General features: G+C 74.6%; 20 protein-coding genes. 8 read left to right on the top strand and 12 right to left on the bottom strand.

The features are described 5' to 3' along the window. Positions 1-2 precede the first annotated feature (2 nt). From O2V61_RS00525 to O2V61_RS00535, 3 genes are read left to right on the top strand one after another with little or no spacing between them, the layout of a single operon-like run. A complete protein-coding gene (locus O2V61_RS00525) occupies positions 3-587 on the top strand; it encodes a propanediol/glycerol family dehydratase medium subunit (RefSeq protein WP_269181389.1) in 585 nt (194 codons plus the stop codon). A gap of 1 nt (position 588) precedes the next feature. After that, positions 589-2,472, top strand: coding sequence for a diol dehydratase reactivase subunit alpha (locus O2V61_RS00530; protein ID WP_269181390.1), 1,884 nt, complete (start codon positions 589-591; stop codon positions 2,470-2,472). After that, a complete protein-coding gene (locus O2V61_RS00535; RefSeq protein ID WP_269181391.1) occupies positions 2,469-2,819 on the top strand; it encodes a glycerol dehydratase reactivase beta/small subunit family protein in 351 nt (116 codons plus the stop codon). Before O2V61_RS00530 ends, O2V61_RS00535 begins: the two co-directional genes overlap by 4 nt. Here the strand turns inward: O2V61_RS00535 and O2V61_RS00540 are convergent. Then, positions 2,816-3,346, bottom strand: coding sequence for a bacterial proteasome activator family protein (locus O2V61_RS00540; RefSeq protein WP_269181392.1), 531 nt, complete (start codon positions 3,344-3,346; stop codon positions 2,816-2,818). The genes O2V61_RS00535 and O2V61_RS00540 overlap by 4 nt on opposite strands. A gap of 86 nt (positions 3,347-3,432) precedes the next feature. Here O2V61_RS00540 and O2V61_RS00545 point away from each other — a divergent pair, with 86 nt between their 5' ends. Further along, a complete protein-coding gene (locus O2V61_RS00545) occupies positions 3,433-4,650 on the top strand; it encodes a cysteine desulfurase-like protein (protein ID WP_269181393.1) in 1,218 nt (405 codons plus the stop codon). A gap of 76 nt (positions 4,651-4,726) precedes the next feature. Here O2V61_RS00545 and O2V61_RS00550 read toward each other — a convergent pair whose 3' ends face one another. The 4 genes from O2V61_RS00550 to folP form a co-directional block, all read right to left on the bottom strand. Beyond that, a complete protein-coding gene (locus tag O2V61_RS00550) occupies positions 4,727-5,716 on the bottom strand; it encodes an NAD(P)H-quinone oxidoreductase (protein WP_269181394.1) in 990 nt (329 codons plus the stop codon). A gap of 145 nt (positions 5,717-5,861) precedes the next feature. Further along, positions 5,862-7,457, bottom strand: coding sequence for a 4-coumarate--CoA ligase family protein (locus O2V61_RS00555; RefSeq protein WP_269181395.1), 1,596 nt, complete (start codon positions 7,455-7,457; stop codon positions 5,862-5,864). A 93-nt stretch (positions 7,458-7,550) separates the two neighbouring features. After that, positions 7,551-7,976, bottom strand: a complete 426-nt coding sequence (locus O2V61_RS00560; protein WP_036339350.1) for a PaaI family thioesterase — start codon at positions 7,974-7,976, stop codon at positions 7,551-7,553. Between the two features lie 34 nt (positions 7,977-8,010). After that, entirely contained in the window at positions 8,011-8,892 is an 882-nt protein-coding gene (gene folP, locus O2V61_RS00565) for a dihydropteroate synthase (protein ID WP_269181396.1), read from the bottom strand. 11 nt (positions 8,893-8,903) lie between these two features. Here folP and O2V61_RS00570 point away from each other — a divergent pair, with 11 nt between their 5' ends. Together O2V61_RS00570 and O2V61_RS00575 are read left to right on the top strand one after the other, a co-directional pair. Next, the gene (locus O2V61_RS00570) at positions 8,904-9,449 is read left to right on the top strand and encodes a DinB family protein (protein ID WP_269181397.1); all 546 of its coding nucleotides are present in this window, start codon (positions 8,904-8,906) and stop codon (positions 9,447-9,449) included. 131 nt (positions 9,450-9,580) lie between these two features. Then, positions 9,581-10,120 carry a DinB family protein gene (locus O2V61_RS00575; RefSeq protein ID WP_269181398.1) on the top strand — a complete coding sequence of 180 codons (540 nt, stop codon included), beginning with the start codon at positions 9,581-9,583 and terminating at the stop codon, positions 10,118-10,120. Between the two features lie 60 nt (positions 10,121-10,180). Here O2V61_RS00575 and O2V61_RS00580 read toward each other — a convergent pair whose 3' ends face one another. The 3 genes from O2V61_RS00580 to O2V61_RS00590 form a co-directional block, all read right to left on the bottom strand. Next, positions 10,181-11,131, bottom strand: coding sequence for an acetamidase/formamidase family protein (locus O2V61_RS00580; protein WP_269181399.1), 951 nt, complete (start codon positions 11,129-11,131; stop codon positions 10,181-10,183). Positions 11,132-11,212: 81 nt separating this feature from the next. Beyond that, positions 11,213-12,460 (bottom strand): serine hydrolase domain-containing protein, encoded by a 1,248-nt coding sequence (locus O2V61_RS00585; protein ID WP_269181400.1) that lies wholly within the window; start codon positions 12,458-12,460, stop codon positions 11,213-11,215. 131 nt (positions 12,461-12,591) lie between these two features. After that, on the bottom strand, positions 12,592-12,879 hold the full coding sequence (locus O2V61_RS00590) for an HU family DNA-binding protein (protein ID WP_269159422.1): 288 nt from the start codon (positions 12,877-12,879) through the stop codon (positions 12,592-12,594). 372 nt (positions 12,880-13,251) lie between these two features. Here O2V61_RS00590 and O2V61_RS00595 point away from each other — a divergent pair, with 372 nt between their 5' ends. Next, positions 13,252-14,175 (top strand): aldo/keto reductase, encoded by a 924-nt coding sequence (locus O2V61_RS00595; protein WP_269181401.1) that lies wholly within the window; start codon positions 13,252-13,254, stop codon positions 14,173-14,175. A gap of 41 nt (positions 14,176-14,216) precedes the next feature. Here O2V61_RS00595 and O2V61_RS00600 read toward each other — a convergent pair whose 3' ends face one another. Both O2V61_RS00600 and O2V61_RS00605 read right to left on the bottom strand, forming a co-directional pair. Then, positions 14,217-14,390, bottom strand: a complete 174-nt coding sequence (locus tag O2V61_RS00600; protein ID WP_269181402.1) for a DUF1059 domain-containing protein — start codon at positions 14,388-14,390, stop codon at positions 14,217-14,219. 92 nt (positions 14,391-14,482) lie between these two features. Continuing rightward, the gene (locus O2V61_RS00605; RefSeq protein WP_269181403.1) at positions 14,483-15,571 is read right to left on the bottom strand and encodes an EAL domain-containing protein; all 1,089 of its coding nucleotides are present in this window, start codon (positions 15,569-15,571) and stop codon (positions 14,483-14,485) included. A 196-nt stretch (positions 15,572-15,767) separates the two neighbouring features. Between O2V61_RS00605 and O2V61_RS00610 the strand changes: the two genes are divergently transcribed. Next, positions 15,768-18,593 carry a SpoIIE family protein phosphatase gene (locus tag O2V61_RS00610; RefSeq protein ID WP_269181404.1) on the top strand — a complete coding sequence of 942 codons (2,826 nt, stop codon included), beginning with the start codon at positions 15,768-15,770 and terminating at the stop codon, positions 18,591-18,593. Between the two features lie 8 nt (positions 18,594-18,601). Here the strand turns inward: O2V61_RS00610 and O2V61_RS00615 are convergent, their stop codons facing one another. Together O2V61_RS00615 and O2V61_RS00620 are read right to left on the bottom strand one after the other, a co-directional pair. Next, entirely contained in the window at positions 18,602-20,644 is a 2,043-nt protein-coding gene (locus tag O2V61_RS00615) for an acyl-CoA dehydrogenase family protein (protein ID WP_269181405.1), read from the bottom strand. Next, the gene (locus O2V61_RS00620; RefSeq protein ID WP_269181406.1) at positions 20,641-21,321 is read right to left on the bottom strand and encodes a TetR family transcriptional regulator; all 681 of its coding nucleotides are present in this window, start codon (positions 21,319-21,321) and stop codon (positions 20,641-20,643) included. Before O2V61_RS00620 ends, O2V61_RS00615 begins: the two co-directional genes overlap by 4 nt. Positions 21,322-21,365 lie beyond the last annotated feature (44 nt).

The raw sequence follows: 21,365 nt of genomic DNA on the forward strand, positions 1-21,365 counted from the left end.
CCATGACCACCGCCACGCCCGGCCGCACGGTCAGCCTGCGCGAGCTGGGGCCGGCGACCCGCGGCACCCGGCCCGACGAGGTGGTGATCGCCGTGTCGCCGGCCTTCGCCGGCCACTTCACCAAGACGATCGTCGAGGTCCCGCACGCCGAGGTGCTGCGCCAGCTGATGGCCGGCATCGAGGAGCAGGGCGTGGGCGCCCGGCTGATCCGGGTCCGGGACACCGCGGACCTGGCGGCCATCGCGCACATCGGGGCCAAGCTGTCCGGCTCCGGCATCTGCGTCGGGATGCTGTCCCGCGGGACGACGATGATCCACCAGAAGGACCTGGCCCGGCTGAGCAACCTCGAGCTGTTCCCGCAGTCGCCGCTGCTGGACCCGGCGGTGTTCCGGATGATCGGCTCGAACGCCGCGCAGTACGCGAAGGGCGAGTCGCCCCAGCCGGTGCCCACGCGCAACGACCAGATGGCGCGACCGCGCTGGCAGGCGAAGGCGGCTCTCCTGCACCTCAAGGAGTTCGAGTGCATCGAGGCCGGCCGAGGCCCGGTGGAGGTCGAGGCCGTCTTCGAGCTGACCGACGCGGGCTGAGGTGGGGGCGCCCGACCGCGACCCGTCCTCGGCCCGGCTGGTCGTCGGCGTCGACATCGGCAACTCCACGACCGAGGCGTGCCTGGCCGCCCTCGCCCCGGACGGGTCGGTGACGTACCTGGGCGCCGACCTGACCCGGACCACCGGGGTCAAGGGCACCCCGGACAACACCGCCGGGGCGCTGCGGGTGATCCGCGACGTCCTCGCCCGGGCCGGACGGCGGCCCGACGAGGTGCACACCGTGCTGCTCAACGAGGCGACGCCGGTGATCAGCGGCCTGGCGATGGAGACCATCACCGAGACGATCATCACCGAGTCCACGATGATCGGGCACAACCCGACGACGCCCGGTGGGCAGGGGCTCGCGGTCGGCACCACCGTGTCGATCGCCGACCTGGCGGGTCGGGCCCCGGGCGAGCCGGTGGTCTGCGTGGTGCCGGCCGAGTGGGACTTCGACGACGTCGCGCGGGTGGTGAACGCCGCCGTCGCCCGCGGGGTGTCGGTGGTGGCCGCCGTCCTCGCCGGGGACGACGCGGTGCTGGTCACCAACCGGCTGGACCGCCCGGTGCCCGTCGTGGACGAGGTGCGCGCGGTCGAGAAGGTGCCCCTGGGCATGCTGGCCGCGGTCGAGGTGGCCGCACCGGGGCGGACGATCCGCACCCTGTCGGACTCCTACGGGCTGGCCTCGGTGTTCGGCCTGGACCCCGAGCAGACCCGGGCGGTCTCCCCGGTCGCCCGCGCGCTCACCGGGAACCGCTCGGCGGTGGTGGTGCGGACCCCGTCCGGGGACGTCACCGACCGGCGGATCCCGGTCGGTGAGCTGGTGCTGCGCGGGGCGGGGAAGGAGCTCCGGATCGACGTCGACGCCGGGGCGGAGGCGATCATGGCCACGATCGCCCGGCTGCAGCCGCTCGACGACGTGCACGGGGAACCGGGCACCCACGTCGGCGGGATGCTCGCCCAGGTCCGCGACACCATGGCCGACGTGCTGCACGACGCCGACGGGGCGGGGCAACCGCCGGCGGAGATCGCCATCCGGGACGTCCTGGCGGTGGACACCTTCGTGCCGGCCGAGGTGCGCGGTGGGCTGGCCGGTGAGGTGGCGCTGGAGAACGCCGTGGCGCTCGCGGCGATGGTGCGGACCAGCCGCAGCCGGATGCAGCTGGTCGCCGACCAGGTGTCCGCGCAGCTCGGGGCCTGGGCCGAGATCGGCGGCGTCGAGGGGGAGATGGCCGTGGGCGGGGCGCTGACCACCCCGGGCGTCGACCGGCCGGTCGCCGTCCTGGACCTGGGCGGGGGCTCGACCGACGCGGCGCTGGTGACCCGGGACGGGGTGTGCACCGCCGTCCACGTGGCCGGTGCCGGGGAGCTGGTGACCAAGCTGATCGACTCCGAGCTGGCCCTGGGCGACCGGGAGGTCGCCGAGGGGGTGAAGTGGCACCCGCTGGCCAAGGTGGAGAGCTTCTTCCACCTGCGGCACGAGGACGGCACCGTGCAGTTCTTCGACCAGCCGTTCCAGCCGCACGTGTTCGCCCGGGTCGTCGTGCTCACCCCCGACGGCCCGGTGCCCGTCGAGACCCGGCACGGCCTGGACCACGTCCGGCGGGTGCGGCGGGCGGCGAAGAGCCGGGTGTTCGTGGTCAACGCCGTCCGGGCGCTGCGGCAGGTCGCGCCGGGGGCGGACCTGCGGGCGCTGGACTTCGTCGTGCTGCTGGGCGGCTCGGCGCTGGACTTCGAGATCCCCGAGCTGATCGCCGACGAGCTCGCGCCCTACGGCATCGTCTGCGGGACGGGCAACGTGCTCGGCACCCAGGGCCCGCGCACCGCGGTCGCGACGGGGCTGGTCCGGGCGCACGCGGCCGCATCGTCGTGCCCGGCCGGGTGACCGACGCCGCGCAGCGGCCGGCCGTGCTCGTGCACCGTGCCCCTGCGGCGCCGGCGGCGGTGCTGCGCGAGGTCTGCGCCGGCGCGGAGGAGGAGGGCGTGCCCACCGACGTCGTCGACGTCCCGGCCCGGTCGGCGGGCGCCGTCGGGCTGGCGCACGCGGCCGCCCAGGACTCCCCGCTGGAGGTCGGTGTCGGTGTCGACGCCGCCGGGGCGGTCGCGGTGCACCACGGCAAGCTGCCCGCCGACCGCCCGGCGGCGACGGCCGGCCCGGACGCCGGGCCTCAGGACTGGCGCCGGACCGGGCGGACGGCGGCCCGGATCGTCAAGGGCCTGCCGCTGGGCTAGAGGTACTGACCGCCGCCGGGCCGGTGCTCCTGGGCCGGTGCGCCCGGGGGGAGGGCCTTGCGGCGCATCTCCTCCAGCTGGGCCCGGGCGGCCATCTGCTGGGCGAACAGCGCCGTCTGGATGCCGTGGAAGACGCCTTCCAGCCAGCCGACCAGCTGCGCCTGGGCGATCCGCAGCTCGGCGTCCGAGGGGGTCTCGCCCTCGGTGAACGGCAGCGTGATCCGGTCCAGCTCCTCGCGCAGCTCGGGGGCGAGCCCCTGCTCCAGCTCGCGGATCGAGGAGGCGTGGATGTCGCGCAGCCGGTTGCGGCTGGCGTCGTCCAGGGGAGCTGCCCGGACCTCCTCGAGCAGCTGCTTGATCATCGTGCCGATCCGCATGACCTTCGCCGGCTGCTCGACCAGGTCGCCGACCCCGGCCATGCCCCCGTCCTCGCCCTCGGGCAGGTGCATGCCCCCGACCGGCTGCCCGTCCGGCCCCACGACGAGGACCTGCTGGGGGTGTGGTCCACCGGTGCCTGGTGCTGTCATGCCCCCATCTTCCCCCGGCGCCGCGAGGCGCCGCCGGGGTGCCGGTCGCGGGCCGCTCCGACCGGGCTACTGACTACGCTCCCCGCATGTCGTCCGGGGAGGGCCAGCTGGACGTGGCCCGCATCCGAGGGCTGTTCCCCGGGCTGTCCGACGGCCTGGTGCACGCCGACGGGCCCGGGGGCGCGCTGGTGCCGGAGAGCGTGGTGCGCGCCGTCTCGCAGGCGATGCGGGTGCCGATCGCCGGCCGGGGCGCCGTCTTCGCCTCCTCCGCGCGGGCCGAGCAGCTGGTCGCCGGTGCGCGGTCCGCGGTGGCCGACCTGGTGGGCGGCGTGCCCGGCGGGGTGGTCCTCGGGCCCAACATGACCACGCTGACCTACTCGGTGGCCCGGGCGCTGGCCAAGCACTGGCGCCGCGGTGACGAGATCGTGGTCAGCCGGCTGGACCACGACGCCAACATCCGCCCGTGGCTGCAGGTCGCCGAGGAGATCGGCCTGGGCGTGCGGTGGGCCGAGGTGGACATCGAGACCGGGGAGCTGCCGGACTGGCAGTACGACGAGCTGCTCACCGACCGCACCCGGCTGGTCGCCGTCACCGCCGCCAGCAGCGCGATCGGCACCCGGCCGCACGTCGCCTCGATCGCGGAGCGGGCGCACCGGGTCGGGGCGCTGGTCTTCGTCGACGCCGCGCACGCCGCACCGCACGCCCCGCTGGACGTCGACGAGCTGGGGGCGGACTTCCTCGCGCTCTCGGCCTACAAGTGGTGCGGCCCGCACGTCGGCGCGGTGGTCGCCCACCCGGGGCTGCTCGAGGAGCTGTGGCCGGACAAGCTGCTGCCCGCCTCGGATCGGGTGCCCGACCGGTTCGAGACGGGCGCCCCGCCGTTCGAGCTCTACGCCGGGGTGGCGGCCTCGGTGGACCACCTGGCGGCGCTCTGCCCCGAGGCCGCCGGCACCCGGCGGGAGCGGCTGCGCACCTCGCTGGCCGCGGTCAGCCGCTACGAGGAGGAGCTCTTCACCCGGCTGGACGCGGCGCTGCGGGCGATGCCGCACCTGCAGGTGCTGGGCGACCCGAGCTGGACCACGCCGACGCTGTCGTTCAGCGTCGACCGGATGCGGCCCCGCCAGGCGGCGACGGAGCTGGCCCGGCGCGGCGTCTGCGCCTGGGACGGCGACTTCTACTCCCGGGAGCTCTTCGACGCCATCGGGGTGAACGAGACCGGTGGTGCGGTGCGCCTGGGGCTGATGCACTACAACACCGTCGAGGAGGTCGACCGCCTCATCGAGGCCGTCGCCGACCTGCGCTGACGGCGAGCACTGTGCGCTGAGACCCCGTCTCCGGCTGGGAACGGGCTCTCGGCGCACAGCGCCCCCGCGAACGGCGTCAGCCCGGGAGCAGCAGGACCTTGCCGATGTGGGCGCTGGACTCCAGCAGGGCGTGCGCCTCGCCGGCCCGGGACATCGGCAGCCGGCGGTCCACGATCGGCCGGACGACGCCCCGTTCGACGTCGGGCCACACGTCGTGCCGCACCGCCGCCACGATCTCGGCCTTGCCGCCGGGCCCGGTCGCCGGCCGCGAGCGCAGCGTCGTCGCGTGCACCGAGCCGCGCTTGCGCATCAGCTTGCCGAGGTCGATCTCGGCCTTCGTGCCGCCCTGCATGCCGATGCCCACCAACCGGCCGCCGGTGGCCAGCAGGTCGAGGTTCCGGGCCAGGTACTTGGCCCCGATGATGTCCAGGACGACGTCGGCCCCGTGCCCGTCGGTGGCCTCCCGCACCACCTCGACGAAGTCCTGCTCGCGGTGGTCCACCAGGATGTCGGCGCCCAGCTCGCGGCAGAAGGCCAGCTTCTCCGCGCTGCCGGCCGTCGTCGCCACCCGGGCGCCGGCGCGCGCGGCCAGCTGGATCGCCATCGTGCCGATGCCGCTGGAGCCGCCGTGCACCAGGAAGACGTCGCCGGCCCGCAGGCCGGCGAGCATGAAGACGTTGGACCAGACGGTGCAGACCACCTCGGGCAGCGCCGCGGCGGTCGCCAACTCGACGCCGGCCGGCCGGGGGAGCAGCTGACCGGCGGGGACGGCGACCCGTTCGGCGTACCCGCCGCCGGAGAGCAGCGCGCACACCTCGTCGCCGACCGACCAGCCGGTCACCTCGGCGCCGACCTCGCTGATCACGCCGCTGCACTCCAGGCCGAGCACCTCACTGGCACCCGGCGGGGCCGGGTAGTGCCCCTGGCGCTGCAGGGTGTCGGCGCGGTTGACCGCGGTGGCCGCCACGTCGACGAGCACCTCACCAGGCCCGCAGACCGGGTCGGCCACCTCCCCCCAGCCGAGCACCTCAGGGCCGCCAGGGGAGGAGATCGTCACCGCACGCATGCCCCGACCTTAGGGCTGCCCGCGCCCCCCGGCCCGGCCTGCGTCGACCCCCGGCCCGCGACGATCATGGGGTGCCGGTGGCGACACGCCGCCTCTCCGCGGCGTGTCGCCCCGCTGGCTCCATGATCGTCGCGGGGGTGGTGCCTCAGCGGGCCTTGAGGTCCTTGCGGAGGATCTTGCCGGCCATCGACTTCGGGACCTGGTCGATGAACTCGACCAGGCGGATCTTCTTGTGCGGGGCGACGTGCTCGGCCATGTAGGCCTTGACGTCGTCCTCGCTGATCTCCGAGCCGGGCGCGCGGACGACGAACGCCTTGGGCAGCTCGTCGCCGCTCTCCTTGTCCAGCACCCCGATGACCGCGGCGTCGGCGATCTGCGGGTTGTTCAGCAGCACGGCCTCCAGCTCGGCCGGCGCCACCTGGTAGCCCTTGTACTTGATCAGCTCCTTGACCCGGTCGACCACGGTGTAGCGGCCCTCGTCGTCGACGATCGCCACGTCACCGGTGTGCAGCCAGCCGTCGGCGTCCAGCGTCTCGGCGGTGGCCTGCGGGTTGTTCAGGTAGCCCTTCATCACCTGCGGGCCGCGCACCCACAGCTCGCCGCGCTCGCCGGGGCCGGCGTCCTCCCCGGTGGCCGGGTCGATGAGCCGGCACTCGGTGTTGGGCAGTGCGTAGCCGACCGTCCCCTTGGGGGTCTCCCCGGCGCCGGCCGGCTCGAGCCCGGCCTCGGGCGTGGTGTGCGAGACGGGGGAGAGCTCGGTCATCCCGTAGCCCTGGCCCACCGCGGTGCCCTCGGCGGCGCCCTTGCGCAGCCGGTCCTGGGCGGCCTGGGCCAGCGACTCGTCCAGCGGGGCGGCGCCAGAGGTGACGCTGCGCAGCGAGGAGAGGTCGAACTGGTCGACCATCGGGTGCTTGGCCAGTGCGAGCACGATGGGCGGGGCGACGAAGGCCCGGGTGATCTTCTGGTCCTGGATGACCCGGAGGAACTGCTCCAGGTCGAAGCGGGGCAGGGTGACGACGGCGCCGCCCCACTGCAGGCCCTGGTTCATCAGCACGGTCAGGCCGTAGATGTGGAAGAACGGCAGGACGGCGATGATCCGCTCGTTGCCCTCGTCGACACCGGCCAGCGGGCGGGACTGGCTGACGTTGGCCACCAGGTTGCGGTGGGTGAGCATGACGCCCTTGGGCAGCCCGGTGGTGCCGCTGGAGTACGGGAGCGTGATCAGGTCGTTCGCCGGGTCGATGTCGACCTGCACGGCGGGGGCGTCGGCGGTGATGAGGTCGCGCAGCGAGGTGTGGCCCTCGGCGCCGTCCATCACGATGACCTCGTCGACCGGCGAGCGCTCGGCGGCGGCCAGCGCGCGGTCCAGGAACGGCGAGACGGTGACCAGCACCTTCGCCCCGGAGTCCTTCAGCTGGAAGGCGATCTCCTCCGGCGTGTACAGCGCGTTGACCGGGCTGATGACGCAGCCGGCCGCGGCGATGCCGTGGAAGACCACCGGGTACCAGATGGTGTTGGGGCTGAAGACGGCGACGACGTCGCCCTTGCGCAGGCCCCGGGCGTGCAGCGCGGCGGCGACCCGCTCGACGTAGAAGGCGAGCTCACCGTGGGTGATCGTCTCGCCGGAGAGGCCGTCGATCAGCGCCGGGCGGTCGGCCCGCTCCGCGGCTCCGGCCAGCACGAACTGCGGTACGGACAGCTCGGGGATCTCGACATCGGGATAGCGACTGGCGAACGCCACGGGGTCCTCCTCGACTCAGGTGCGGTGACGCCAGTCTCACATTCGGCGTGTCGCGCGCCACAGCCGGGGGCTACCCGCCGGTAGCTCCGCGGGTCAGCGGGGCCAGAGGACGGACTGCGTGCAGCGGAACAGCGCGAGCGTCTTCCCGGTGGCCTCGGCGGTGACCACGGCGTCCCAGACCTGCGTCGTCCGGCCGGCGTGCACGTTGGTGGCGACGGCGGAGATGCGGCCCTCCCGGGCCGTGCTCAGGTGGTTGCTCTTCAGCTCGATGGTGGTGAAGCCGCTGGACCCCTCGGGCAGCAGCGCCCGGGTGGGCAGGCCGCAGCTGGTGTCGGCGAGGGTGACCACGGTGCCGGCGTGCAGGTAGCCGTTGGGCGCCAGCAGCTCGGGCCGGACGTCCAGGTGCGAGGTGAGCCGGCCTGGCTCGTGGGTGTCGACGACGATGCCGAGCAGTCCGGGGAAGGTGCCCGGCAGCAGGTCGTTGAGCTCGTCGGCGGTGTGGAACCCGGTGGCGGCCATGCCGGGCAACCTATCTCCGCAGGTGCGCCGCCCCTCAGGCCAGGCCGCGGGTGGTGCGGGCCGGCGGGCGGTCGCCGCGGATCGAGGCGACCATGTCCAGCGTCTGCCGGGTCGCCGCCACGTCGTGCACCCGGAACACCCGGGCGCCCAGCCAGGCGCTGACCGAGGTCGCCGCCAGGGTGCCGGTCAGCCGCTGGTCCACCGGCAGGTCGAGGGTCTCCCCGACGAAGTCCTTGTTCGACAGCGCGACCAGCACCGACCAGCCCGTCGCGACCAGCTCGTCGAGCCGCCGGGTGGCCTCCAGCGAGTGCCGGGTGTTCTTGCCGAAGTCGTGCCCGGGGTCGATCAGCACCCGCTCGGCGTCCACGCCGGCGGCCACGGCGGCCTCGGCGAGCGCCGTCGTCCGCCGGACGATGTCGGTCACCACGTCGTCGTAGCTGACCCGGTGCGGCCGGGTCCGTGGTGGCAGCCCGCCGGCGTGGGTGCAGACGATCCCCGCACCGGCCCCGGCGGCGACCACCGCCAGCTCCGGGTCGACCCCGCCCCAGGCGTCGTTCACCACGTCGGCGCCGGCGGCGAGCGCCTCCCGGGCCACCTCGGCCCGCCAGGTGTCGATCGAGATCGGCAGCCGTGGGTGCGCGGCGCGGATCGCCGCGACCAGGTCCACGGTCCGCCGGATCTCCTCGGCCGGGTCCACCTCCGCGCCCGGGGCGGCCTTCACCCCGCCGACGTCCACCATGTCCGCGCCCTCGGCGACCACCTGGTCGACGCGGGCCAGCGCGGCGTCCAGCGCGAAGGTGGCGCCGCCGTCGTAGAACGAGTCCGGGGTGCGGTTGACGATCGCCATGACGACCAGCCCGCCGTCGGGGACGTCGAGGGCACCGATGCGCAGCACCGAGACAGCCAACCACGCCATGATCTGCGGTCATGACCGACTTCGTGCAGGCCCCCGAGCGCGTCGACCCGCCGTACCGGGACGCCGAACGCCCCGCGGTGCAGGCCTGGCTGGAGTACCAGCGGGGCACGCTGCTGACCAAGTGCGCCGGCCTCACCCCCGAGCAGCTGGGCGAGCGGTCGGTGCCGCCTTCCTCGCTGAGCCTTCGCGGGCTGGTGCGGCACATGACCGAGGTCGAGCGCGGCTGGTTCCGCCGGGTGCTGGCCGGGCAGGACGCCCCGGACCTGTACTGCACACCCGACGACCCGGACGGTGACTTCGACGGCGTGGGCCGGGACGCCGACGAGCCGGACACGGTGGCCCGGGAGTTCGCCCGGTTCGCCGAGGAGTGCGAGGTCAGCCGCGACATCGCCGACGGGTTCGGGTCGTTGGACGACCTGGGCCGGGGCCGCACCAGCCGGAGTCGGGAGCAGGTCTCGCTGCGCTGGGTGTACCTGCACATGATCGAGGAGTACGCCCGGCACAACGGCCACGCCGACCTCCTGCGCGAGCGCATCGACGGCGCCACCGGCGACTGAAGAAGGACCCCGTCGCCCCCCCACTCGCAGGCTCGTGGCGGGCCCCTGCGACGGCGCCGGACCCGCTGAGGCCCAGGGGCCTCAGCGGAGCGCGCCCCGGGTGAGGACGGTCGGCCCGGCAGACTGGTCGGGTGACTGCGCTGCCGCCTGCGCCCACCCGGGTCGACCCGCCGTTCACCGACGGCGAGCGCGCCGCGGTGGAGGCCTGGCTGGACGTCCACCGGGCGACGCTGCTGACCACGTGCGCCGGCCTGACGCCCGAGCAACTGGGTGAGCGGTCGGTGCCGCCCTCGTCGTTGAGCCTGCGCGGGCTGCTCCGGCACATGACCGACGTCGAGCGGTACTGGTTCACCCGCGTCGTCGCCGGCCGCGAGGCGCCGACGGTCTACTGGACCGACGAGGAGGACGCGGAGTTCACCGGGGTGGGGGCCGAGGGCGACGACCCGACCACCGCCGTCCCGGCGGAGCTGGCCGCCTTCACCGCCGAGGTCGAGGCCAGCCGCGCGGTCGCCGCCGGGCAGGGCTCGCTCGACGACCTCAGCGCCGGACTGCGGTACGGCGAGCAGGTCTCGCTGCGCTGGGTGTACCTGCACATGATCGAGGAGTACGCCCGGCACAACGGCCACGCCGACCTGCTGCGCGAGTGCACCGACGGCACCACCGGCGACTGACCCCTCCCACCACAATGGCCATTGTGGTGGGGGCCGGGATCGCGACTTCGGCCCCTCGGATCAGCGGATGGCGCCCCAGGGGAGGACGGCGTGCACCCCGACGACCTGGTTGACCACCTGGGTGACCCGCAGGTCGACCACCACGCTGGCCAGGGCGAGCGCGTCGGAGCGGCCGATCCCGTGCAGCGCGGCCATCACGTCGAGCATCGCGTCCAGCGCGATCGCCATCGCCTCGTCCAGGTCGTCGGCCACGCCCATCGTCACCCAGCCGGCCGGGGTCTTCGCGACCGGCGTCGTCACCGGGGCGCCGAAGAGGTCCGGCAGCACGTCCAGGGTCAGGTCGACGGCGTCCATCGGGCACTCGATCGCCGTCCCGGCCACCTCGCCGTCGCCCTGCGCGGCGTGCCCGTCGCCGACCGACAGCAGCCCGCCGGGCACGGTCACCGGCAGGTACAGCGTCGCCCCGGCGACCAGCTCGCGGCAGTCGATGTTCCCGCCGTGCCAGTAGGGCGGGATCGTCGAGTGCTCACCCGGCTCGGCCGGCGGCACGCCCATCACCCCGAGGAACGGCCGCAGCGCGATCGAGTGCCCGGCCTGGTTGCGGCCGATCCCGGCGGCGGGGTCGAGCCGCCAGCTGTGCACCACCGGTTCCGCGGTCACCCCCAGCCGCTCGTTCAGCGGGGTCGAGCGCAGGCCGACGTAGGTGGTCCCGAACGCGGCCGGGACGACGTCGTCGATCCGGACGCTCAGCACCTGACCGGGCTGCGCGCCGGCGACCGCCACCGGACCGGTCAGCGCGTGCCCGTACGCGGGATCGTGCACCGGGTGCCGGGGCCGGCCGACCATGTCCAGGCCGTGGTCGCCGTTGTGCGCGCCGGTCCACCAGCCGGAGTCCAGGGTGCCGATGCGCACCGTCGTCCCCGGCTCGACGGTCAGCGCCGGCGGGAGCGAGGGGTCCCAGTGCCCGTGCAGCGTGCGCGCGTCGGGCAACAGGACGTGACGGGACTCCATGTCCTCATCTTCGTGTCAGGCACAGGAGGCTCTTCACCCGGTATCGGCCCGAGAACTGGGTGGACAGCTTCCTGTGCCTCGTCAGCGGAGGGCCTGCTGGACCAGGGGGCGCAGGTGGGCGCGCACCGGGAGGGTGCTCGAGGGCAGCAGCTGCGTGTAGAAGGTGACCGTCAGGTCCTCCACCGGGTCGACGTAGAACTCCGTGGAGGCCGCCCCGCCCCAGCTGTAGGTGCCCACGCTGGACACCCCGCCGTAGCGCACCGGGTCCAGGACCATGGAGAACCCCAGCCCGAAGCCGACGCCGCGCAACGGGGTCTCCGCGTAGAGCGGCCGGCCGGCGGACTCCAGGTCCGCACCCCCGGGGAGGTGGTTGCGGACCATGTGCGCCACGGTGCGGGAGCCCAGCACCCGACCGGCGTCCGGGTCCTCCCCGACCTGACCGCCGCGGCGCAGCATCTCGACGAACCTCAGGTAGTCACCCGCCGTGGAGACCAGCCCGGCACCCCCGGCGAGGAAGGTGGGCTTGCGCAGGGCGGCCTGCGCGAACGGGGCCGGCAGCAGCGTGAGCCCGGGCCCGTAGAGCTGGGCGAGGGCCTCGACGTCGTCGTCGGCGCGCAGCCCGAAGGAGGTCTGGGTCATGCCCAGCGGCTCGAACACCCGCTCGGCGAACACCTCGTCCAGCGGCTTGCCGGCGATCACCTCGACCAACCGGCCCAGCACGTCGGTGGAGACGCCGTAGTTCCACTCGGTGCCCGGCTGGAACAGCAGTGGCATCTCCGCGAACTGGCGCACGACCTCCGCGGAGTCGGCCCCGGGCGGAGAGCCCCACTCGTGGCCGCGCAGCCGGTAGAGCCCGTCGACCGGGTGGGCGTGGTGGAAGCCGTAGGTCAGCCCGGAGGTGTGCGTCAGCAGGTGCCAGACCCGGATCGGCTCCATCAGCGGCACGGTCACCGGCTTCTGCGCCGGGCCGGCGGTCCAGACCCGCGTCTCGGCGAACTCGGGCAGCCAGCGGCTGATCGGGTCGGTGAGCTCGAAGGCCCCCTCCTCGTACAGCGACATCGCCGCGACGGAGGTGACCGGCTTGGTCATCGAGTAGATCCGCCACCGGGTGTCCTCGGTGACCGGGCGGCCGGCCTCGACGTCGCGCTGCCCGTGCCGGCCGACGTGCACCAGCCGGCCGTGCCGGGCGACGGTGACCAGGAAGCCGGGCAGCTGGCCCTCGTCGACGTAGCGGGCCAGCCGGCGGTCCAGCCGCTGCAGCCGGCCGGCGTCCAGCCCGACCTCGGCCGGGTCGGTGGTCACGGACAGGTCGGTCTGCACAGCCGTCACGCGGGCACTCCGCTCGTCGCGGGCCCGCTCCCCGATGAGCGGCGCCCCCGCTCGCATCCTGACACGGTGGTCAGGAGCGAGTGGGGGCGCCGGGGTGGTGCTCGGTGCGGCCCTCGCCGGAGGGCCCGCCGTCAGGAGACCGGGACGGCGGCGGCGGCCTTCTTCAGGTTGGAGCCGGCGGTCACCTTCGCGGTGTGCGCTGCGGCGATCTCGATCGACTCACCGGTCTGCGGGTTGCGGCCGGTGCGGGCCGAACGCTGCGAGCGCTCGACGGTCAGCAGACCGGGCACGGCGACCTTGTCGCCCCGGGTGATGGCCTCGACGAGCTCCTCCTGGAGCCCGTTGATCACCGAGTCGACGGTCGACGCGGGGACGTCGACGCGCTTGGAGATGGCGGAGACGAGTTCGGCCTTGTTCATGGTGTTCCTCTCGCGGTGGTGGAGCAGCCCATCCCGGTGCGGGATGGGCGCAGTCGTGGTGTCGTGCCTGGTCGGGCCGGGGGCGTTCCCCCGTCGTCCAGGTGGACCTCCGGGTCTCCAGCGTGCCAACTCGCTGGACACCAGGTGTGCAGCGGGGGTCCGGTGGGCGGAGCTGGCCGACCCCGTCGTCGACCAGGAACGGCGGGCACGTTGCCATGTCGACCAGGGTGTTGGCGAGCCGGGAGCCCGGATTTCCGGGGATTTCCTGCTCCCTGGTCCCAGTGGTCACGCTTTTGTGGCCCTCCTGCAGGGGCCCGCCGCGAGCTTGCGAGCGGTGGGGGGCAGGAGGGTCCTTCAACTAGCGTTGCGGTCATGCCTCAGCTCCCCGGGACCGATCTGACCGTCAGCGACCTCTGCCTGGGTGGCAACGTCTTCGGCTGGACGGCGGACGAGCCGACGTCCTTCGCCCTGCTCGACCGCTTCCTCGACGCCGTCCCCAGCACCCAGTCGCCGTTCGTCGACACCGCCGAGATGTACGGCGACGGCGTCTCCGAGACGATCTTCGGCAGCTGGATGGCCGAGCGCGGCGTGCGCGACCGGATGGTGGTGGCCACCAAGGCGTCGCCGGGGGACAAGGAGCACCCGCTCTCCGCCCCGGAGATCCGGGCGGCGGCGGAGCGGTCGCTGCGCAACCTGCAGGTCGACACCATCGACCTGTACTACGCCCACTACGACGACGAGACGACGCCGCTGGAGGAGACGCTCACCGCCTTCGACGAGCTGGTGCAGGCCGGCAAGGTCCGGTACGCGGCGGCGTCGAACTACTCGGCGAAGCGGCTGACCGAGGCGCTGGACACCGCGACGCAGCTGGGCGTCACCGGCTACGTCGCGCTGCAGCCGCACTACAACCTGATGGAGCGCGAGGGCTACGAGGCCGAGCTGGCCGGCGTGGTGGCCGACCGCGGCCTGGGGTCGATGCCCTACTTCGGGCTGGCGCGCGGCTTCCTGACCGGCAAGTACCGGGCGGGGGAGACCATCGACTCGCCGCGGGCCAAGGGCGCCGCGCAGTACGTGGGGGAGAAGGGCGACCGGGTGCTGTCCGCGCTGGCCGAGGTGGCCGAGGCCCACACCGTCACCGGTGCCGCGGTCGCGCTCCGCTGGCTGGCCGACCAGCCGTCGGTCACCGCGCCGATCGCCAGCGGCCGCTCGGTCGAGCAGCTGGCCGACCTGCTGCCGATGCTCGACCTGGTGCTCACCGACGAGGAGCGGCAGCGGCTCACCGACGCCAGCGCCTGAGGGAGGCCCCGGCCCCGGTGCAGGGGCCGGGGGAGCTGCCCCTAGGCCGCGACGATGTGGGCGCGGACCTGGTCGACCAGTTCCGGCGGCACGCTGCCCAGTCCGTGGTCGGCGGTCGCGTGGGCGGCGACCTGACCGAGGACGGCGTCCTCGTCGGGGCCGGTGAACGTGACGGTGCAGCCGGGGACGACGTCCCCGCAGGCGAAGGTCTTCATGCGGGCTCCAGTGCGCAGGTGGTGCGGGACCCGTCCGCCGGGCGGCGGGCCGGGGTGGTGCACCCGGGGGCGGGGTCAGGGCCCCCGGGGGCTCAGGTGGCGGCCGCGGACGCCAGGTCCTCGATCCGCAGCAGGCCGAGGACGGCGCCGCTGCGGTCGGTGCACAGCACCGGGTCGAACCGGTGCACGGGCGGGCGGGTGAGCGCGCGCTGCAGGGTCTCGGTGACCCCGGCCGACGGGTGCACGCGCAGTGACACCGGCGCCCGGTACGGCACACCGGTCCGCGGGTCGGCGAGCACCAGCTCGGTGGGCACCTCGGCGCGGTCCAGCACGACGTAGGGCGGCGGTCCGTCGTCGCCGTCGAAGGCCTCCCGCTGGCGGAGCGGGCGCAGCAGGCTGGCGACGCTCTCGGTCAGCTGGGCGCGGGCCACCTGGGTGCGCACCAGCTGCGTGACCTGCGGGGACAGCGGGGCGAAGTGCGGTGCGGGGCGGCCGAACAGCCAGCCCTGGGCCAGCGGGACGCCGAGCCGGGCGAAGAGGGCGAGCTCGCCCACGGTCTCCACGCCCTCGGCGAGCAGCCAGGCGTCGATCCGGCTGGTGAAGGTGCCCACCATCTCCGCCAGCGCGGCCTTCACCGGGTCGGTGTCGGCGCCGGCGACCAGGGCCCGGTCGAGCTTGACCAGCTGCGGCCGGACCTCGGCGAGCTGCTGGAGGCCGGCGTAGCCGGAGCCGGCGTCGTCGATGGCGATCAGCGCACCCCGGCCCCGCAGCGCAGCGGTCTGCTCGCGCAGCGCCGCCAGGTCCGGGGTGGGCATGTGCTCGGTCAGCTCGACGACCACCCGGCGCAGCGTGGCCGGCTGGGCGAGGGCGGCGGCGACCGGCGCGGTGCCCAGCAGGTGCGGGCTGACGTTGACGGTCAGGAACGTGTTGGGCGGCAGGTCCGGGAGGGCGGCCAGTGCCTTCCGCAGGGCGAGCGCCTCCAGCTCGGCACCCAGGCCGGCCTCGGCGGCGGCGGCGAACCACACGTCCGGGGAGGCGGTGCCCGGGAACCGCGCGAGCGCCTCGTAGCCCGCGACCGTGGCCGAGGCCAGGTCGACGATCGGCTGGAAGACGACGGTCAGGTCCTCCTCGCCCGCGAGCAGCGGGCGGCAGTCCCAGCGGTCCGGGAGGGTCGACGTCACCTCTTCTGGATCGGCCGGACCGCCGACCTCCTTGAGGCCGCCCCACCCCCGCGGGGGACACCGCTCCGGCCGCCGGTGCCGGGCCTCCTCTGCCGGACGTGCCAGCATGGAGCAGCCCGCCACGAGCAGGGCGTGCCGGCGGCCGCCGGCACCCGTGTCCGGCCTGGCCGGCGCCAGCAGGGGGAGGCTGCCAGCCGTGCCCGCACCGAGCACGCCTGCCGAACCGGACCCGCTGGGCGATCCGGCTCGGGTCGCGGTGGCCCGACGACTGCTCGCCGAGCTGCCCGGGAGTGCGCCGTTCGACCGGCTGGCCCACCTCGCCAGCCGGCTGCTGGCCGTCCCGACGGCGCAGGTCGTGCTGCTCACCGACGTCGCGGTGCGGGTCGGCGGCTGTGGTCGGCCGACGGCGCTGGGCTCGGCCACCCCGCTGGGCCAGGTGCCCGGCAGCGTCGCTGCTCGCCTGCGGGCACCGCTGGTGGTGCCCGACGCCGCCACCGACCCGCGGGTCGCCGGACAGTCGGCGGTGGCCTCCGGCGAGGTCCGCAGCTGCCTGTCCGTGCCGCTGGTGCTCGCCGCCGGTGACGTGGTGGGTGCGCTGACCCTGCTCTCCCCGGAGGTCCGGGCCTGGAGCGAGGACGACGTCGTCCTCGCCGGGGAGGTGGCCGCCACCGTCGTCACCGAGCTGGAGCTGGTCGCCGCCTCGATCGCGGTGCGCTCCTCGCTGAGCCGGCTGGAGCTGACCCTGGAGGCCAGCGAGGTCGGCAGCTGGGAACGCGATCTGCGCACCGGGGTGACCACCTGGGACGAGCGCAACGCCGCGATCTTCGGGCTCCCGGGCCCGGTCGTGCTGCTCGGCGACGAGGAGATGGGGCAGCGGATCCACCCCGGCGACCACGGTGCGCTGCAGCAGGCGATGGACGCGGCCCTCACCGGCACGGGTGAGTTCGTCGTCGAGATGCGGGTGCTGCGGACCGATGGCGAGGTGCGCTGGACGGTCTCCCGGGGCCGGGTGGCCCGGGACCAGTCGGGTGAGCCCGTGCGCCTGCTCGGCACCACCGTGGACGTCACCGAGGCGCGGCAGCAGGCGCAGCTGCGGCTGGCTGCGGTCCAGCGCGCCGCGGTGATCGCCGAGGTCGCTGCCGAGCTGGCCAACGCCGACCGGATGTCGGAGCTGGCCGAGGCGGCCCTGCGCGGCGCGGCCGTGCTGGGCGCCGACGCCAGCGCGCTGGCCGTCTTCGCCGCCGGCCGCGGTCCGCTGCGGCTGCACATGACCCGTCGTCTCGTCGACGCCGTCGAGTCGAGCACCGATGCCGTCCTGTCCGAGGAGGGCGTGGAGCTCCCGCTCGACGACGAGCTCCCCACCCAGTACGTGGCCCGGCACGGGGAGCCGGTGCTGCTGGGTGACCGGGCGGTGGCGGTGGCCCGTTTCCCGCGGATGGCGCACGTCGGTGACCTGGTCGGCGTCCGGGCCCTCGCCGCTCTGCCGCTGCGGCTGGAGGGCCGCCTGCTGGGGAGCTTCACCGCGGTCTGGGCCGAGGACCACGTCTTCACCTCCGAGGACGTCGAGCTGCTCTCCGCGCTCACCGCGCAGATCGGGCTGAGCGTCTCCCGGCTGCACGCGGACGCCCAGCGGGACGCCGCACTGGCGGAGATGGCCGCGGCCAACGTCCGGCTGGAGCTGCTGGCCGAGATCGGGCGGGTGTTCTCGGGGACCCTCGAGATCACCGAGCAGCTGGGCCGGCTGGCCGAGCTGGTGGTACCTGCGCTCGGCGACTGGTGCTGGGTCGTCGTCACCGACGAGCACGGCCGGATGCGCCAGCTGGCCTCGGCGCACCGGGACCGCGCCAGGTCGGCGGAGCTGGCCGACTACGTGCGCGGGATGGTCGCCGGGATGACCGAGCACGCCGCCGCCCGGGTGGTCACCCGCACCGGACGGCCGCTGCGCGTACCGGGCCTGGACGCCGCCTACGTCGCCCGGGCGCTGCCGGACGCCGCGGCCCGCGAGCAGCTGGCCCGGTTGGACCCCGACTCCGGCATCGTCGTCCCACTGGTCAGCCGCGGGCGCACCCTCGGGGCGCTGGGCCTGTACGTGAGCGCCGAGCGGGGCCGGCACACCGACGTCGAGCTGGACACCGCCCTCGAGCTCGGGCGGCGGGCCGGGGTGGCGCTGCAGCAGGCCCGGATGTTCGATCAGCAACGGCAGCTGGCCGAGACCCTGCAGCGCAGCATGCTGACCGCGCCGCCGGCACCGGACCACTGCGAGATCGCCGTCCGGTACGTGCCGGCTGCGGCCGGGGCCGAGGTCGGCGGCGACTGGTACGACGCCTTCGTCCAGCCCGACGGGGCGACCATGCTGGTGATCGGGGACGTCGTCGGGCACGACAGCCGGGCGGCGGCGGCGATGGGCCAGCTGCGCGGGCTGCTGCGCGGCATCGGGCACCACACCGGTGGCACCCCGGCGGAGGTGCTCACCGGCCTGGACCGGGCCAGCGCCGGGCTGGACCTCGACGTGATGGCCACCGCGTTGATCGCCCGGCTGGAGCAGGACCCCCCGGAGCTGGCGGCAGCCGAGACCCGCGTCCGCTGGGCGACCGCCGGGCACCCGCCGCCCGTGCTGCTGAGCGCGGACGGGGAGGTGACCGTCCTGGACGGCGGTGACCCCGACCTGCTGCTCGGGGTCGACCCGGACACCGTGCGCAGCGACCGGGTCGCGGTCATCGGCCGCGGTGGCACCCTGCTGCTCTACACCGACGGTCTCGTGGAGCGGCGCGACCGGGACCTCGACGCCGGGGTCGCGGAGCTCTGCCGGGTGCTGGCCGGGCTCACCGAGCTGCCGCTGCAGCAGCTGTGCGACCGGCTGCTGCAGCGGATGTACCTGCCCGACACCGAGGACGACGTCGCGCTGCTGGCGGTCCGGCTGCACCCGCAGGACGCGCCGCGGCCGGCCGAGGCCGGCCCGCAGCGCGTCCCGCCGGGGATCGAGCCGGCCCCGGGGGTGCACCCGGAGGCCAACCGCAGCTGAGGGCCCTGCTACTGGGCGGGGGCCATCTCCAGGTCGGTCGCGGTGGCGTCCTGCTGGGGCTCGGCCCCACCGGCGCGCAGCGCGTCGTCGTGCGCGGCCATCGCCTCCTGCCGGCCGGGCTCCTCGGCCACGATCGCGCAGTTGAGCCAGGCCTCGGGGACGGCGAAGGCGTCGACCAGCGTGCGCATGTGCGGCCGCAGCTCCTTGAGCAGGTCGTTCACCACCCCGGTCAACGCCTTGGCCCGGGTGGGGGTGAGCCGGCCGTGCTCGAGGAACCAGCCCTTGTCGGCCTCGATGGTGCTCAGCGCGTAGAGGTCGCAGAGCCGGGCCAGCAGCGCCTTCGCGGCCGGGTCGGGAGTGCGCTCGATGCCCGCGACGAAGGCCTCCAGCACCACCCGGTCGATGTGCGCCTGGGCTGCGGCGAGCACGTGGTCCTGCACGTCGTTGAAGATGTCGAACGGCCGGTCCTTCTTGGTCGCAGCGCCGCCACGCAGCCGCCGGATCGCGCTCTCCAGGACGTGCTTCTCGCGGTCCTCGAACGCGGCCAGCTGCCAGCCCCGGTCGAGCATCGAGACGTCCTCGTCCCGGCCGGGCACGGCGTCGACCAGCCGCTGGATCAGCCCGCGCGCCGCCGTCCGCTCCAGCACCGTCTCGCGCACCTGCTCGGCGACGAACGCGGCCCGGCCCCAGCCGTCCAGCGAGCCGAACGCGTCCCGGTAGCCGGTGAGCAGGCCCTTGGCGACCAGCTGCATCAGCACGGTGTTGTCGCCCTCGAAGGTGGTGAAGACGTCGGTGTCGGCCTTCAGCGTGGGCAGCCGGTTCTCCGCCAGGTAGCCCGCCCCGCCGCAGGCCTCGCGGCACAGCTGGATGGTCCGGGTGGCGTGCCAGGTGGTCACGGCCTTCAGCCCGGCCGCCCGGGACTCCAGCTCGCGCTGCGCCACCTCGTCGACGTCGTCCGCCCCGAGCACGTCGTGCATGGTCGAGGTCAGCTCCTCCTGCGCGAAGCTCAGGGCGTAGGTCGTCGCCAGCGCGGGCAGCAGCTTGCGCTGGTGCACCAGGTAGTCGTTGATCACGACCTCGCGGTCCTCGCCGGGGGCGGAGAACTGGCGGCGGGTGTCGCCGTAGCGGACGGCGATCTCCAGGGCCACCTTGGTCGCCGACCCGGCCGAGCCGCCCACGCTGACCCGCCCGCGCACCAGGGTGCCGAGCATGGTGAAGAACCGTCGGGTCTCGTTCTCGATCGAGCTGGTGTAGGTGCCGTCGGCGGCCACCTGGCCGTAGCGGTCCAGCAGCATGTCGCGGGGCACGGTGACGTGGTCGAAGGTCAGCCGCCCGTTGTCCACGCCGAGCAGCCCCGCCTTCGGGCCGTCGTCGCCGATCGTCACGCCGGGCACCGGGGCGCCCTCGGCGTCCCGGATCGGGACCAGGAACGCGTGCACGCCCCGTCCCTCGCCCAGGGTGACCAGCTGGGCGAAGACGACGGCCATCCGGCCGTCCTTGGCGGCGTTGCCGATGTAGTCCTTGCGCGCGGCCTCGTGCGGGGTGTGCAGGTCGAAGGTCTGCGTGGCCGGGTCGTAGGTGCAGGTGGTGCGCAGCTGCTGGACGTCGGAGCCGTGGCCGGTCTCGGTCATGGCGAAGCAGCCGGGCAGGGCGAAGCTCATGATGTCGGGCAGGTACCGGTCGTGCTGGCGCTTCGTGCCCAGCGCCTGGACCGCACCGCCGAACAGCCCCCACTGCACGCCGGCCTTGACCATCAGCGACAGGTCGGCCTGGGCGAGCATCTCGATCGCGGTGACCGAGCCGCCGGCGTCGTCCGCGCCGCCGTACTCGACGGGGAAGCCGAGGGAGACCCGGCCGGTGGTGGCCAGCTCCGCTGCCAGCGCGGTGACCCGTTCCCGCGCCTCGGTCATCGACTCGCCGTACACGGGGGCGTACCGGGCGTCGCCCAGCTGCTCGCGGCTGTCCCGGCGTACCTGCGCCCAGCGGCCGTCGAGGACCTCGGTGAGCCGCGCGGCGTCGACCGGCGTCAGGGGGGTGGGGGTGCTGGTCATGATTCCTCCATCGGACTCGCGGGGGTCTGGGTTGAGGGGTCCGGGGCGACGACACCGCGCAGGCCCAGCCAGGCCAGGTCGGTGAGGTGGGTCGCCAGCTCGGTACGGGGCATGGGGCGGTCGGCGCGCAACCACCAGTCGGCGGCGGCCCGGACCAGGCCGATGACGCCGTGCCCCCAGGGGGCGGCCGCGGCGGTGTCCTGCCCGGCGCTGGTCAGCGCGGCGCCGACCAGCGCGCCGACCTCGTCGCCGACCAGGTCGGACAGGCTGCTGATCGGGTCGGCATCGACCGGGCGGTCCGCCAGCGCCTGCCCGACGACGAACCGGTAGACCTCGGGGTCGGCCTCGATGAAGGCCAGGTAGGTCTCCACGGCGGCGGTCACCATCTGCCGCGGGTGGTCGCTGCTGCCCATCGCCTCCCGCAGCTTGCGGGTGAGCTGCTCGGCGACCCGCGCGCAGACGGCGACGTAGAGCTCGCTGCGGTCGGTGAAGTGCCGGTAGACGACGGTCTTGCTGGTGCCGGCCTCGGCCGCGATCTCCTCCATGCCCACGCCGGCACCGTGCTTGCCGACCGCGGCCAGGGCGGCGTCGACCAGCTGCTCGCGGCGCGCCCGGCGGTGCTCGTCCCAGCGGGAGTCGCGCCGATCGCGTGGGCTGGCCGCCGTCTCCGTGTTCACGCAACCGACGGTACCTGATACCGTCGGTATCGAGCATTGACCTG

The sequence above is a fragment of the Modestobacter sp. VKM Ac-2985 genome (genome assembly GCF_026967925.1).
Lineage (GTDB): Bacteria > Actinomycetota > Actinomycetes > Mycobacteriales > Geodermatophilaceae > Modestobacter.